Here is a 14876-nt window from a genome sequence, read left to right as displayed (position 1 = left end):
TTTTCTTTTAAAGGAGTGTGATTACTGATTTTCGCCATTTTTTATTTCTTTGCATTTCTCGCTTAAAAATTATAGCATAGATAAAGGGTAGGTTGCAATCCCTACCCTCAGTATTTTTTAAAGTTTTTCAAAATAACCAAAAATTTCAAATTCTTTTTTTATTTTTTATTATAATTAATAAGACATTTTGTCCATATAAATCATGTATTTACTTACCATTAGTGTAATTTTAAATATAATAGCATCATCAAAATTACGCAAATCCAGCCCTGTCATTTTTTGCAGTTTATCTAAACGATATACTAATGTATTTCTATGGATATAAAGCTGTCTGGAAGTTTCTGAAACATTCAAATTATTTTCAAAAAATTTATTCACTGTTGCTAATGTTTCATCATCAAAGTCATCTATTGTTAAACCATGAAGCACTTCTTTTATAAACATTCTACACAACGGCAAAGGCAGCTGATAAATCAAACGTCCTATTCCTAATTTTTCATAATTGACAATATGTTTTTCTGTTTCAAAAATCTTTCCTACTTCCAGAGCCATTTTTGCCTCTTTATAAGAACGAGAAACATCTTTTAAATCGCTCACAACAGTACCAATAGAAATAAATACTTTACTATTCATTTCTATATTTAACATATCTGCTATTGTTTTCGCTATTTTTTCTATGTCTTCCATATTTTCTTTTTCTCTCAGCTCTTTTACCAGTATAATGCTTTTTTCATCTACTGCTGTTACAAAATCTTTCGTTTTTGCTGGAAAAATGCTTCTTACAATTTCTACTACATTCATTTCTTTGTCAATATTTGTTTCTACCAAATAAACAATTCTACGAATGTTATTTTCAATATGAAGTTTTTTAGCTCTACTATATATGTCTACTAAAAGGAGATTATCCAAAAGAAGATTTTTAATAAAATTATCTTTATCATATCTTTCTTTATACGCTACTAAAAGGCTTTGTATTTGAAAAGCTGCTATTTTTCCAATTTTATAGCCTTCTTCATCTTCTCCTTTTACTTGAATAACATATTCTGGCACACCATTGTCATAAATTTTAAAATATTGGTATCCCAATATCAACTGACTTTCTGCTTGAGAACTAACAAAATTTTCTACTGTTTCAATTTGTCTGCCAATCATATTTTCTTCCGTTGTTGCAATTACTTTGCCTTCTTTTTCTACAACACTTAGTTCTTTTCTTGTAATGTTCTTTAACCCGTCAATGGTATTCTGCAAAATCTGATTTGAAATCATTATCCTCACCTCGAAATTGTATGTGTTCTGTCCTTTACGTGTCATTTTGTTTTTGTTTATGAAACGTACGCCGAATCCTTTTAATACGAGTCTCTTTTGTTCATTTCATTCAATAACAAAAATACTATTCTTTTCTTTATTCTATACTAAAATACCAAAAAAATAAAGAGAAAATTAAAAAAATATACAAATTTTTTCTATTGCAATATATTTGCAAAGTATTGCTTATTTTATCTATTCTTTTTTGCAAAAACTTCTATAAATCAAATAAAAAAATACTTTTTTTCATAAAAAAATAGCACTTTTTTATAAATAATAAAATTCCATTATTATTTTTATTGATTTATTACAATTTTTCATTTTAAAATACAGTATTATTTTTGTAGAATAACTATAAAATTATTTTTATAAAAATCTATTGCAATGTATTACAATAGTATATTTTCTCTTTTTTACTCCTATTATTTGTTTTGACACATTTCTAAAATTTTAATAACATAACACAAATGATATATTTTATTTATTACTTTCCGTTTTTACTCCTTTATTGTTTAAAATGCTACTACTTATTTTGCAAATTTTACATCATTTTCACATAAATATAATAACAAATTTTGTCATTTTGTCAATATTTTTTATCGTAATTTATGAATAATATTATGTTTTTTGTAATAATAAAAAAAATATCTCTACTATTTTTGTCATTTTTTATATTTATTAGTGATAAATTATAATAGTATAATATTAGCATATTAAAAGATTATTTTAATTTTTATACAAAAAAATAGCGTTATAATAAATAACGCTATTATATTATGAAATATTTTTTACATTATTTTTTAGTAAAAACTAATTTACTTTTACTATCTATTTTACTATCATCAAATTTTTTACCATGTTTTTTCCATATCTTCCATTTTTTTTAAACAAAATTCAAATGTTTTTATTTTTTCATTTAATGTTATTTTTTGTTCTTCTGTTGCACTATTATCTTGTTTTACCATTTTTGTCAAATCTAAAGAACGTTTTAACCATTTTTTATATGTTTCCCAGTTTTCTTTACCATCATCTACAATAGTTACATTTACAAAGCCCTTTTTATTCATTTCTTCTGTTATCATTTCTGCTTCTTCCATTGATTTTACATTTTGGTATACATAATAATTACCTTGTTCATCTTTATTGCCATTTTTATCTAAATATCTTATTTCTATCACAGTTTTTTCCTCCTTTACTCTATTATCATAGCTAATCAAAACCAATTTTGCAACAGTGAAATAAATATTTTTTTAATCTATTGCTTTTTTACAGTCGTTATTGTATCATAAGCAAAATATAGATGCTTTTTTCACAAGGGGAACGATACTATGAAATTAAAAGGAATTATTTTTACAATAATATCCGCTACATTATTTGGCTGTGCACCTGCTATTATACAAAAAATATATTACTATGGTGCAACTCCAGAAACAACAACTTTTTTTCGTAATCTTTTTGCTATACCTATTACTTTTATTATTATTCTTTTTCAAAAAGGACATTTAAAACAATTTTATGTAACTAAAAAACAACTTTTTTCTATTGCTATAATTTCTTGTGGAGGTCTTGCCTGTGCAACACTAACATTAGTTTCTGCTTATCCTTTTATTGGCACAAGCATGGCAACAACATTACATTTTTTATATCCTGTTTTTGTAGCACTCATTTGTTTCTTATTCTTTAAAGAAAAACTTGGTAAGTTTAAAGTAATTGCATTAATACTATCTTTTATAGGCATACTATTTTTCTTTGAAAAAGGCGACAATAGTAATCATATTTATTTAGGTATTTTCTTAAGTGTAATATCAGGTTTAGCAAATGCTTTTTATATAGTAGGTTTAGATAAATTTAATTTAAGAGAAATTCCTTCTATGGTATTGACATTTTTTATATCATTGTTTGCAGCAATCGGTTCACTACTTTTTGGCCTCTGTACAAATCGCATTCATATCGCTTTGCCTCATCAAGCATACTTCTTTATGTTTTTAAACAGTGTTCTAATTGCCTTTGTAGCTATTGCTTTACTTCAAATTGGTATAAAATACCTTAATGCTACTATGGCAGCAATGTTGAGCCTTTTTGAACCTGTTACAAGTAATGTTATAGGTGTACTTTTTATGAACGAAGATATGACATTCAAAAAAATGATAGGCAGCATTATTATATTAGCTTCTGCTATGGTAATTATATTGCTTGACCATTCCAAAGCAGAAACACAAAATAAACAAATATGTTAATACAAATTCCCCTTATTTTTTGTAAATAAGGGGAAAACTTTTGTTAATCATTTATATTCTTTTGTCAATATCCAATTATCATCTATTTTTGTAAATTCTAACGTTGTTGTATATTCTAATTCATCAAAAAGTCTACTGTTACATAATATTTTCCATATTTCTCTCCAGTAAATTTCATACTATGAGCTTCACAAATTAATGCTCCATATCCTCTAGCACCCCCTTTTATTTCAAAAAAACAGAAGGGAACTTTTCACAAGTGAAAAAAGTTCCCTCTTTTTAAATATCTACTCTCAATTTTTTATAGAAATATAGTGTGCTGCATCACAACACTTTTTCCATTATTATTTTATATCATTTTTATATTCTGTTACTTGATAATAGTTTAGCACACTTTCATAAATAGAACGACTTTGTTCTATATCTCCCCATGATAATGGGTCATCTGCATAACTGAGCATATAAAATGGCTGTTTATGCTGTATAGTAGTAGGAAGGGCTTTCCATAGCGAATACATTTTCTTTGCAAATTGTTTTATATCAGTACAATATTCATAATATCTTTTTAATAATTTTACAATAGATTTTCCAAACTTTTCATAATTTATATTTTGATATTTTATATGTGTGCGAATATATAATATTGCTTCATCAATATCTGTTTCCCATTCTAATTTTAAAAGTATTTCATTCTCTGAATTTTTTAAAAATAATTCATTTAATTTTTTTTGATACATTTCTTCTGTTACAATATTTTCATAAAGTAATATAGCATAAGCAAATAATTCTTCCACAATATTACAACTTTTCTATTGTTTCCATAATATAATTTGCAACTTCTTCAGAAGTAGCACCATTAGAACGACCTGTTGTATATACTTTTCTTTCTGTCTGTGTACAAATATCAAGTGCTTTATCTAATTTATCTGCTTCTGTCTGATAACCAATATGAGATAGCAGCATTACAACTGCTCTAATAACGCTACAAGGGTCAGCATAAATATCTCTACCTTCTGCTACCATTCTTGGAGCAGAACCGTGTATTGCTTCAAACATAGCATATTTTTTACCTATGTTAGCACTTCCTGCTGTACCAACGCCTCCCTGAAATTCTGCAGCTTCATCTGTAATAATATCGCCATACAAATTAGGTAATACCACCACTTGGAACTGTTGACGGCGTTTTTCATCTACTAATTTCGCAGTCATAATATCCACATACCAATCATCTACTTGTATATTAGGATATTCTTTTGCTATATTATAAAATACTTCCAAAAATTTACCATCTGTTGCTTTTATAATGTTTGCCTTTGTTACAGCAGTCACTTTTGTTTTATTATTTTTTTTAGCATATTCAAATGCTGCTCTGATAATTCTCTCTGTACCGTCTTGTGTTGCTACAGTAAAGTCAATATTAATATCTTCATTTACTGCAAAGCCTTTGCTGCCTAATGTATATGCTCCTTCTGTATTTTCTCTGTAAAATACCCAGTCAATACCCTGCTCTGGTACTTTTACAGGTCTTACATTGGCAAATAAGTCCAATTCTTTTCTCATCGCTACATTAGCACTTTCAATATTAGGCCATGGGTCACCTGCTCTTGGTGTAGTAGTAGGCCCTTTTAATATGACATCACATTGTTTTAATTCTTCTACTACATTATCTGGAATAGCTTTCATTGCTTCTACTCTTTTTTCTATTGTCAAATCATTTATCATTTTAAAAACGACTTTACCGCTTTGTATCGCATCTTTTAACAAAAATTCCATAATTCTTTTTGCTTGTGCTGTAATGGCTGGGCCAATACCATCTCCTCCTGCAATACCAATCACAATCTGTTCTTTTGCTTGATAATCCACAAAATCTTTTTGTTGTTTCATTTTTTCCACTCTTGTCATTTGTTCTTCCAAAAGTTGTCCAAAACGTTGTTTTGCCTTTTCAATTTGTTCATTCATTTCTTTTTTTCCTCCTCAGCGTTTTTATTTTGTCTATCAGCATTTTCTTCCATAATACTCAGTGTAACACGTTCTAATTCTTCGTCAGTAATTACAGTTACTCTACCTTCATTATATTGTTCATTTACCCACTGATATACTAAATTTACTATATCATCTGTTTTAGAAACAGCATCTTCTCCTCTTAAATGGAAATATGTATTTATCCAATGGGCAATACCACTTGTACCTGATGTATTTGAAATTGCAATTCTAACCGGTCTATCTAACAATTTATCTGTATCAAATATATTATAAATTTCTTCATTTTTCAATAAACCATCTGCATGAATACCTGCTCTTGTCACATTAAAATTTTTACCTACAAAAGGCGTCATAGGTGGTATGACATAGCCTAATTCTTTCTCATAATATTCTGCAATTTCTGTAATCACTCTTGTATCCATACCGTTTAATGTTCCTCTAATTTGAGCATATTCCATTACCATAGCTTCTAAAGGAGTATTACCTGTTCTTTCACCTATCCCTAGCAAAGAACAATTTACTGTACTTGCTCCATAAAGCCAAGCATAAGAGGCATTATTTACTGCTCTATAAAAATCATTATGACCATGCCACTCTAACAGTTCTGCAGGTACGCCTGCGTGGTGTCTTAAACCATATATAATACCTGGTACACTTCTTGGCAATACTGCACCTGGATAAGTAATACCATATCCCATAGTATCACAAGCTCTAATTTTGACAGGTACTCCTGTTTCTTCCATCAAATTCATAAGCTCCATAGCAAAAGGAACAACAAATCCATAAAAATCTGCTCTTGTAATGTCTTCAAAATGACATCTTGGACGTACACCTGTTTCAATACATTCTCTCACAATACCAATATAATGTCCCACTGCCTGATGACGTGTCATGTGCATTTTATGAAAAATATGATAGTCCGAACAGCTTACCAACACTCCCGTTTCTTTTAATCCTAACTCTTTTACTAATTGGAAATCTTTTTTGGAAGCTCTTATCCAGCTTGTAATCTCTGGAAATTCATATCCCTTTTCCAAACATTTATATACTGCTTCTTGGTCTTTTCTAGTATATAAAAAAAATTCGCTCATACGAATAACACCATTTTCGCCTGACAATTTATGTATCATATCAAAGAGTTCTATAATCTGTTTTACAGTATAAGGTTCTCTTGATTGCTGACCATCTCGAAATGTCGTATCTGTAATCCAAAGTTCATTTGGAACGTCCATAGGAACAATTCTATAGTTAAATACTACTTTAGGTACTTCTGTATAAGGAAAATATTCTCGAAATAAATTAGGGTCTTTTACGTCCTGAAGGGGATAGGACTGAAAAGCACTCTCTAATAAATTTGTTTTATCACTGTATTTAAAATTATTAAATTTAATCATACTTACCTCCTATATTTTTGCTGTTATTGTTTTTTATTACGTATAAATATTCATTATTTATACCACACTAATAACAAACAAAACCACATTTTTTTATTTTACACTACATTATATATTTCGTCAACACAGCCAATCAAAAAATTTTAACTGTATACAGCATCATTATCATAATAAAAAAAACTATTACATTACCTTTTTTATTATTACAACAAATCATTTTTTTGCATATTTTTTAAAATATTCAAATAATTATTCAAATACTATATTCCCTTGTCCTGTATATTTAGTATAAATTTTACGGCTTTTTACTTGCACAAATTCCATCTCTGGATACCTTAATGCTGTTAAAAATCCTCCATAAACACAGCCTTGGTCAATATCAACAGTATTATTTATAATTTCAGGTTTTTTAGTAACAGTATGTCCATACACAACAAACATATTTCCCTTATATTGTAATGCCCAATCTAGTCTTTCTGGTTTTCCATTATCAAATGTACGACCTGTAGTTTCTCCATACAAACATACTTTTTTTACACCATTACTACATTTTCCTAAAAATTCCTCTCTCCAGCCTCCATGCGTTACAAGCAATTTCCTTTTATCTAATATCAAATAATAACATTGACTTTCATAACACTCCAAATACTCTCTTTTTAAACATTCTCTTTCTTCTGAAGAAAGCATAGTCAACTCTTTTACTGTATTTTCTAATCCATGAGAAATATGCACTTTATTTCCTAAAAAATAACGATAAAGTTTATTACAATGATTACCATGTATCCAATATCCGCCCCCATATTTCACTTGATTTATCCAAAATTTTAAACATTCTACATTATAGTATCCTTTATCTGCTACATCTCCTACAGAAATTAGTTTCCTTCCATTAGGGTGGATATAAGCATTTTTTCTCTTTTCATATCCTAATTTTTTTAAAAGTATCATTAACTCTTTATAGCAACCATGAACATCTCCCACAATGTCAAATTGATTATTTTTAAATTCTAATATTTTAAAACTTCTTTGCTCTTTTTGTTTCATATTTTACATTGTACACTCCTATCTTTTTTGTCAATTAGAAAAGGAATTGAATATCATATCTCTTTTGTGCATATATTGAAATATATCCAAAATCTTTCACCAAATTAAGGAGGAATATTATGTATTCTATATATAACCGTTCTATTCCTATCTCTTTTCAAAATGCACTGTACTGTGGAACAGAAGCAAAACAAAACGATACAAAACAATCAGAACAAACTCCTGTTTGCCAAAATCACAGCAATTTTTATACTGCAATTATTTTACTACTTTTATTAGAGTACAATGCTTGATACTGCTAAATACATTAAAGTGGAAAAATATTTTTGAAATTAGTATGTACTATATTTATCAGTTATTCGTAATGCCCTTCTTTTTATTTACGGGTGATTACGAATACTGTTTTCATATAAAGTACAAGTTCCCACAATACAACAAAATATTTTTAAATATACTTGATTGGATACTAAAATTTTGTAAAATAAAAAGGCACTTATATTGGTGTAAACAATATCCATACCACATAGTGTCTTTGATTGATGTGACAATAATTTATACTAATATGAAATGAATTACTTATACATTACTATAGAAATAAAAATACTCTAATATTTTGTTATTATATCATTATTCTATCTTTTTGAAAAGCAAAAAAGGGGGAAATTCCCCCTTAATTTTTAAAAAATCAAAAATAATATGCTACATCTTTTTATAATTTTCCCATTATTTTTAGCATTTGTACTGCTTTTTGAAATTGTGCCTTTTCTTCACATTCTAAGCTCTCCTCCATTGCGGCAAGCAATGCACTTCTTTCTGCTGGTGCAATAGCATTTCCTCCTGTTAATTTTGCACTATATGTCTTTAAAAGTTCCAAAAGTTCTGCTGGTTCTTTTCCTTTTGCTTTTTCTGACAGTTCTTTCAATACTGCAATTTTTTGTTCTCCTAATTTTTGAAATTCTGCTCTTTGTAATAATGTTTCATTCATAGCATTTCTTCCTTCCATTCCATAATGTTTTTCATATCAATTGCTTTTACTACAAAATCTATATTTTGTTTTTCTTCTTTTGTTAAATAAGGTCTAAGGGCTTGTAACAAATTTCTTCTCCTTACTTTTATATTATCTTTTGTACGACTTCTTATTTCTAATGTTTCTCCCCATTGCTCCTGAAGCACTCTTTTCATCTCCAACAGTCTAACAACAACATACAAATATTTTTGATATTCTCTGTCCAAAAAAGGAATAGAAGCATATATTATACTTTCTTCTTTTGTTCTTGCAAAAATCATACCTTCTTCTTTTTGTGTTAATGTCGTTTTCGCTTTTGCAAAATTTTCTTTTTTGTCTGTATTATGTACTATTTCCTCTGTACCCAAAAACTGCTGCATTTTTTTTGCCATTTCCATCATCTTTAACACTTCTGCTTCTTTAGGCATTTCTTGCCCCATAAGCTGAGAAATCAATTTAATCTTCTCCATGTTTTCCTCTTCTTTTTTTTCCATAGTATCCCCCTTTTCTCCTACTCCCTTTTTCATACTATGCCATCTCTTTTAAAAAAATAACTCAAAAACAATTCCCAAAAAAACTTATATTTCATATTCTATATAGAAAGAAAGAAAAGGAGTTTTTTATATGCACTCTCTTACAGATAAACAAGCTATTAATGATAAAGAAACTATCGCTCTTTCTGCGTGTATGGATACAGCCAAACATAACATTCATAAAAAAGACAACATAGCATATAAAGGAAAAAATATAGGCATTGCTATATTAGATACTGGTATTTCTCCTGTAGAAGATTTTATTTTGCCTTATAACAGAATTGTCGCTTTTCGTGATTTTGTGGGAAATAAAATGACTCCCTATGACGACAATGGTCACGGAACACACCCTTCGTATTATTTATTATGACTTCTATTATCTAATATTTTTTGTACTTTATAAAATATATCTTTTTGTATAATTGCTTTATGGCTTCCTTCTATTACAACACATTCTTTTTTAGGTACAAGTACTCTTTTTTTCTGTTTATAATTTATTTTTCTTTCTTTTCCTTGTATCAAATTACCAATATAACATTCATTTCTCAATATCTTTTTTACAGTATTATAAGACCATTTTGCATCATTTTCACATGACTTTACATTTGGATTTTGAAATGCAATACCCTTCTGTCTTTTATACATTGTTGGTGTCACAATACCTTGTTCTGTCAAATTTTCTGCTATTTTTCTACAGCTATACCCTTTTATACACAGCTCAAATATTTGTTTTACTACTTCTGCTGCTTTTTCATCTACTATCAATTTATGTTTATCTTTTGTTGATTTTTGATAACCATAACAAGCAAATGCTCCTACAAATTGCCCCTCTGCCATTTTTCTTTTCAGTACCATTTTGATATTTTCTGACAAGTCTTCACAATACCATTCATTTATCAGTGCATTTATTTGTCTTGCTTTTTTATTTCCTTTTTGGCTAGTATCTATATTATCAACTACGCTAATAAATCGAATACCCCACAAAGGAAAAAGTTCATGCACATATTTTTCAAAAACTTCTATATCTCTTGTAAATCGTGACTGTGTTTTACACAGCACAATATCAAATGCTTTCTTTTGTGCACATTGTATCATTTCACAAAAAGCAGGTCTATTTTTATACAATCCTGAATAATTTTCATCAATATATATTTTATAAATTTCATAATTATGTTTTGCAGCATAATCTGTCAAAAGCAATTTTTGATTTTGTATACTTTCACTTTCTTCATAATAATATATTTTATTACTATCTTCTTCAGACAATCTACAATAAATTGCTACTTTTTCATTCATATCCATTCCCCATTTTTTTCATTATATCAATAGATATATCTACAACATTTTTATTTATGACAATTTGACAGCTTTTTATATTTTATTGCTATATTTTTGTATTGTTTTTGAAACTATTTTGACAAACAAAAAAAAATTATGTATGATATTTATATTAAAATTGAAAAATATTAAGGGGGATTATTATGAAATATTATTTCAAAAAAGCCATTACTGCTTTTGTATTAGCTGGTGCAATGTTATTCAATTCTATACCTGCCTTTGCTGCACCTGCATCTACTTCTGTAGCAGAAAATATGCAGTATCTCAATTCTTATTTCCAAATAGGAAGTATTTCTGATACTGTTACAGTAGATGAATTTTGTTCTTTACTTAAAAAAATAAGCAATACAGAATTGACTTACAGTACAGATTACACAGGTATGGTACAGCTTTTACAGCCTATATTGCAGGCTTCTGGTATGGAAGAATTAGCACTTACTTTCCCAGAAGAAAAATATTCTAAAATATTATCTCAATACAATGTAAAACTTTCTTTAGATGACACTACAGCAAAATATGCTGCCTGTGCTCTCACTACTGGCATTGTACAATCAAATGATTTAACAAGTACAAGCATATCCAGAGCACAAGCATTACGTGTATTATCTGCTGTTGCTGATGCTACAGGACAAGGCAGAAACTTTTTGGGTTATTCTAATGATGCTGACATTTACGGTAAATTAAATAATACTTGGAATTCTTTTGAAATTTTCAGTGATGAAGTATTAGATGAAATAGGCAGTCAAGCTGTACAAAATAAAATTACTACTGGCTACAATCTTAAAAAAGAAAGCTATGATGCTCGTTTTATACCAGAACTGACATTACGTTATGGTCATGATGACATCAAACACGCTAATCAAATTATTGGTTTGCTTCAAAGCGAAGGCATTGTTGCAAAAGTACAATTAGAACCAAAAATATCAATATACGAATATCTCCTTGACTGGGGTCCTGTGCCTGAACCAGAACCAAGATATGAAGTAAAACAATTCAGTGATGATTTATATTTAGTTTATGCTGTGGAATATGATTTAGCATTAGAATTTAACTCTACAGCAGACAAATCAAAATTTGATGGATTGATATTGAAATATGCTAAAAAGAATGGGGAAAATGCAGATGCTGAAGGCCTACTTTATGGTTCTTGGTGGCAACCTCTTTATACCTCTACCACACCTATGACAGGCAATTACAGAAAAATTATAGACAACGTTATAACAAATGGCGAATACAGTATTCACCCTTTCTGTTTAGATACAGATGCAGCAAATGTAAAACAACAATTAAATGCTTTAAATACTTCTATTACTGTGACACAAAAAGCATTATGGTGTGATGAACCATTCTATCGCTATTTAGCTGGAAATGATTATCAATAAAATAAATTTTATTCTCTTAATTATTAGTAAAGTGCTTTTTCTAAAAGAAGAAGCACTTTATTATTATTATAAAAGTTTTATCATACCATCATAATACATCATTTTGTACAAATTTTTTTTTAAATTCTAAAAAATTCTGTTGATTTTTTATTCAAGATATTGACAACTCTTCATTGACGTGTTACGCTTTTAACAGAAATATAATTTTCTATTTTTTTAAAATAGAAAATTACAAAAAAATTTTACATAAAATTCCTGTTTTGCCACCAAAGAACAACAGTTAAGGAGCGTTTATATGAGTAAAAAAATTACACTTGTGGATCAAATTTATTTAAACATTAAAGAAGATATTGGCAATAAGGTACTTTTCCCAGGACAAAAGATTAACGTAAAAGAATTAAGCAGAAAATATGAAGTAAGTGATACCCCAGTCAAACAAGCTTTAAATCGCTTAATTTCTGACCACATGGTAATCAGTGTACCTAACAAAGGCATGAGTGTACGTCATGTTTCTATTGAAGAATTAGACGAAGTTTTTGATATGCGTTTAATGATGGATTTATACTTTATGAAAGATATTCTCTCCACGTTTAGCTATAACAAAATACTGCAAGAACAAATGCATAAGAATATACAGCAACATAGTGCCTTTGTTGAAAAAATCACAACAGACAATCATCAAAGCAGCACTTTTTACAACTATGACAGTGCTTTTCATGAATTATATTTAACCGGTAGTGGTAATCAAAAAGTCATTGAAACATTTCGTAATCTTAATCCATTCATGTATTCCAGCTATGCTTATATGCAACAGCCTCAGCTACGCAATATAGAGTGTATACAAGAACATCAAGCCATATTTGATGCGATATTAAGACAAAATCAAGAGGAATTAAAAACAGCTATAGAAAACCATATATTAAATACCAAAAAAACAATGCACTTAATATTTAAAGTTAATCAAATATTATAATATTATTTTTTAGTATACAATATACTACTTTATGCCCGTGACACACGTCACGGGCATTGTTTGTGGCAATGGTTATGCTTCTAATGGAAAATATAAAGGTATTGCTCCTGAAAGTAATATCATAGCAATTAAAATATTAGACAAATATGGTCAAGGAAATTCTGCTCAAGCAATCGCTGGTTTAAGATGGATAATGGACAATGCAGTGAAATATAATATAAGAGTGGTAAATCTTTCCATAGGTACAAATGACAGAAAAATCAATATCCCCCTTATGGAAGCTGTCAATAAACTATGGTTTCAAGGTATCACTGTTGTAGCAGCCGCTGGCAATCCAGATAGCAGAAGACATTTTCAGCCTTCTCCTGCTATAAGTCCTCGTATTATTACAGTGGGTGCTTGGGAAGACCGTCGTTTTTTTTATCAGGCACAATCTCAAGTGATTTCTCCCTTTTTTCGCCGTAATACTGTGCCTTTGCCAGATATTTGGGCACCTGGAGAAAATATTGTTTCTACATTATCTCCTAACTACGATTTTGATTTACAAAATAGAGATACTACAAAAATCGTAGAAAAATATTACATTAAAATGAGCGGCACTTCTATGGCAACCCCTATGGTCAGCGGTACTGCTGCATTACTTTTAGAAAAATACCCTCATATCACTCCCGACCAAATTAAACGCCGTATTATACTGTCAGCACAGTATGGTAATGTATCATTGGAAAAAGGCTTACTCAATGTCACAGCCTGCCTTGTATAATATTTTACAGAAAAGAGGTTATGCTATGGAAAATAACGATATTTATGAATTAAGTCAGCTTTTAGGAAATCAAAACGGTTTAGAAAATGATTTTTCTCAAATTTTTACAACATTGCGTGAAACACTTCAAAAAAAATATATTCAAAAATTACACGCTACTGCTTCCGCTAGACACAATGATGTCATAGAACACCCTTCAAGAGAAGTAACATTATTACGTGCCATGAAAGCTTTTACAAACGACAACGGCAAACAGCAAATGGACAATATGATACAAGCTTTACTCTTTTTACAGTCTATACAAAATGTAGGGCAAGATGTTTCCTCTCTTTTGGCAAACAAAGAACAAACACTTCAAGCTATGGGAGCAGACCAAGCTACTGCTCCTATACAGTTCGACAGTACTACACGCATGACAGGGCTACTGATTACATTGGCACTTGCTAATGTGATTTAATATCATCATAAAATAAAAAGTATGGAAAATTTATCCATACTTTTTTGTTTTTATTCTATTGACAAATTATTTTTATTTTTTTCTCCCCAAATACACAGTTGGTCTAATATTTTCATAAGAGAAACACCTTTTTCTGACAAACTATACTCTACTTTAGGTGGTATTTGAGGATATTCTTTTCTTATAATGAGTTTATCTTTTTCTAATTCCTTTAAACAATGACTTAATGTTTTATGCGAAATTGTGCCAATATATCGCTTTAATTCATTATATCTTACAACTTGAAATTCCATTAAACAATACAATATTACCATTTTATATTTACCACTAATAAGTGATAATGTATAGCTAAATCCAGTATCTTCAAAATTTGAATTTTCAATATAATTTTTAAACATTTTAACTCTCCTTTAGGTTAGTATCTAACAAAAATGTGCGTACTTTATTTTTATATAATAGAA

The 14876-nt window shown here is 29.0% G+C and carries 17 protein-coding genes; 7 read left to right on the top strand and 10 right to left on the bottom strand.

Translation table 11 applies throughout. The annotated features are described in order from the left end of the window. Positions 1-174: 174 nt before the first annotated feature. Together C820_RS05575 and C820_RS05570 are read right to left on the bottom strand one after the other, a co-directional pair. Positions 175-1266: a PucR family transcriptional regulator gene (locus C820_RS05575; RefSeq protein ID WP_004037391.1), complete on the bottom strand. Its 1092-nt coding sequence runs from the start codon at positions 1264-1266 to the stop codon at positions 175-177. 890 nt (positions 1267-2156) lie between these two features. After that, positions 2157-2483: a hypothetical protein gene (locus C820_RS05570; RefSeq protein ID WP_004037392.1), complete on the bottom strand. Its 327-nt coding sequence runs from the start codon at positions 2481-2483 to the stop codon at positions 2157-2159. A gap of 150 nt (positions 2484-2633) precedes the next feature. Between C820_RS05570 and C820_RS05565 the strand changes: the two genes are divergently transcribed. Beyond that, entirely contained in the window at positions 2634-3542 is a 909-nt protein-coding gene (locus tag C820_RS05565; protein ID WP_004037394.1) for a DMT family transporter, read from the top strand. 344 nt (positions 3543-3886) lie between these two features. Here C820_RS05565 and C820_RS05560 read toward each other — a convergent pair whose 3' ends face one another. The 4 genes from C820_RS05560 to prpE all read right to left on the bottom strand — a co-directional run bounded on the left by C820_RS05560 (position 3887) and on the right by prpE (position 7963). Continuing rightward, entirely contained in the window at positions 3887-4336 is a 450-nt protein-coding gene (locus tag C820_RS05560; RefSeq protein ID WP_004037396.1) for a hypothetical protein, read from the bottom strand. Between the two features lie 4 nt (positions 4337-4340). After that, on the bottom strand, positions 4341-5501 hold the full coding sequence (locus C820_RS05555; RefSeq protein ID WP_004037397.1) for an isocitrate/isopropylmalate family dehydrogenase: 1161 nt from the start codon (positions 5499-5501) through the stop codon (positions 4341-4343). Then, positions 5498-6919 carry a hydroxymethylglutaryl-CoA lyase-like TIM-barrel protein gene (locus C820_RS05550; RefSeq protein ID WP_004037398.1) on the bottom strand — a complete coding sequence of 474 codons (1422 nt, stop codon included), beginning with the start codon at positions 6917-6919 and terminating at the stop codon, positions 5498-5500. The genes C820_RS05555 and C820_RS05550 overlap by 4 nt, the downstream gene beginning before the upstream one ends. 249 nt (positions 6920-7168) lie before the next feature. After that, positions 7169-7963 (bottom strand): bis(5'-nucleosyl)-tetraphosphatase PrpE, encoded by a 795-nt coding sequence (prpE, locus tag C820_RS05545; protein ID WP_004037399.1) that lies wholly within the window; start codon positions 7961-7963, stop codon positions 7169-7171. Positions 7964-8082: 119 nt separating this feature from the next. On the opposite strand from prpE, the gene C820_RS05540 reads away from it, so the two are divergent. Continuing rightward, positions 8083-8256 carry a hypothetical protein gene (locus tag C820_RS05540; protein ID WP_004037400.1) on the top strand — a complete coding sequence of 58 codons (174 nt, stop codon included), beginning with the start codon at positions 8083-8085 and terminating at the stop codon, positions 8254-8256. Positions 8257-8672: 416 nt separating this feature from the next. Here the strand turns inward: C820_RS05540 and C820_RS05535 are convergent, their stop codons facing one another. Continuing rightward, positions 8673-8948, bottom strand: coding sequence for a hypothetical protein (locus tag C820_RS05535; RefSeq protein ID WP_004037401.1), 276 nt, complete (start codon positions 8946-8948; stop codon positions 8673-8675). Further along, positions 8945-9463, bottom strand: coding sequence for a hypothetical protein (locus C820_RS05530; RefSeq protein WP_156801447.1), 519 nt, complete (start codon positions 9461-9463; stop codon positions 8945-8947). The genes C820_RS05535 and C820_RS05530 overlap by 4 nt, the downstream gene beginning before the upstream one ends. A gap of 130 nt (positions 9464-9593) precedes the next feature. On the opposite strand from C820_RS05530, the gene C820_RS05525 reads away from it, so the two are divergent. Then, positions 9594-9872 (top strand): hypothetical protein, encoded by a 279-nt coding sequence (locus C820_RS05525; protein ID WP_004037403.1) that lies wholly within the window; start codon positions 9594-9596, stop codon positions 9870-9872. On the opposite strand, the gene C820_RS05520 is transcribed toward C820_RS05525, so the two are convergent. Next, complete coding sequence (locus C820_RS05520) at positions 9860-10798, bottom strand: recombinase family protein (protein WP_004037405.1); 939 nt, start codon at positions 10796-10798, stop codon at positions 9860-9862. The two genes, C820_RS05525 and C820_RS05520, sit on opposite strands and share 13 nt — an antisense overlap. A 185-nt stretch (positions 10799-10983) precedes the next feature. On the opposite strand from C820_RS05520, the gene C820_RS05515 reads away from it, so the two are divergent. The 4 genes from C820_RS05515 to C820_RS05500 all read left to right on the top strand — a co-directional run bounded on the left by C820_RS05515 (position 10984) and on the right by C820_RS05500 (position 14415). Next, a complete protein-coding gene (locus tag C820_RS05515; protein WP_004037406.1) occupies positions 10984-12222 on the top strand; it encodes a hypothetical protein in 1239 nt (412 codons plus the stop codon). 295 nt (positions 12223-12517) lie between these two features. Then, positions 12518-13195 carry a GntR family transcriptional regulator gene (locus C820_RS05510; RefSeq protein WP_004037408.1) on the top strand — a complete coding sequence of 226 codons (678 nt, stop codon included), beginning with the start codon at positions 12518-12520 and terminating at the stop codon, positions 13193-13195. 31 nt (positions 13196-13226) lie between these two features. Continuing rightward, positions 13227-13958, top strand: a complete 732-nt coding sequence (locus tag C820_RS05505; RefSeq protein WP_004037415.1) for a S8 family serine peptidase — start codon at positions 13227-13229, stop codon at positions 13956-13958. Between the two features lie 25 nt (positions 13959-13983). Next, a complete protein-coding gene (locus tag C820_RS05500; protein WP_004037416.1) occupies positions 13984-14415 on the top strand; it encodes a hypothetical protein in 432 nt (143 codons plus the stop codon). A gap of 50 nt (positions 14416-14465) precedes the next feature. On the opposite strand, the gene C820_RS05495 is transcribed toward C820_RS05500, so the two are convergent. Continuing rightward, a complete protein-coding gene (locus tag C820_RS05495; RefSeq protein ID WP_004037417.1) occupies positions 14466-14813 on the bottom strand; it encodes a winged helix-turn-helix transcriptional regulator in 348 nt (115 codons plus the stop codon). Between the last annotated feature and the right edge of the window lie 63 nt (positions 14814-14876).

The sequence above is a fragment of the Clostridium sp. MD294 genome (genome assembly GCF_000364165.2).
GTDB lineage: Bacteria > Bacillota > Clostridia > Lachnospirales > Anaerotignaceae > Coprocola.
This window is presented reverse-complemented; position numbering and strand designations above follow the sequence as displayed.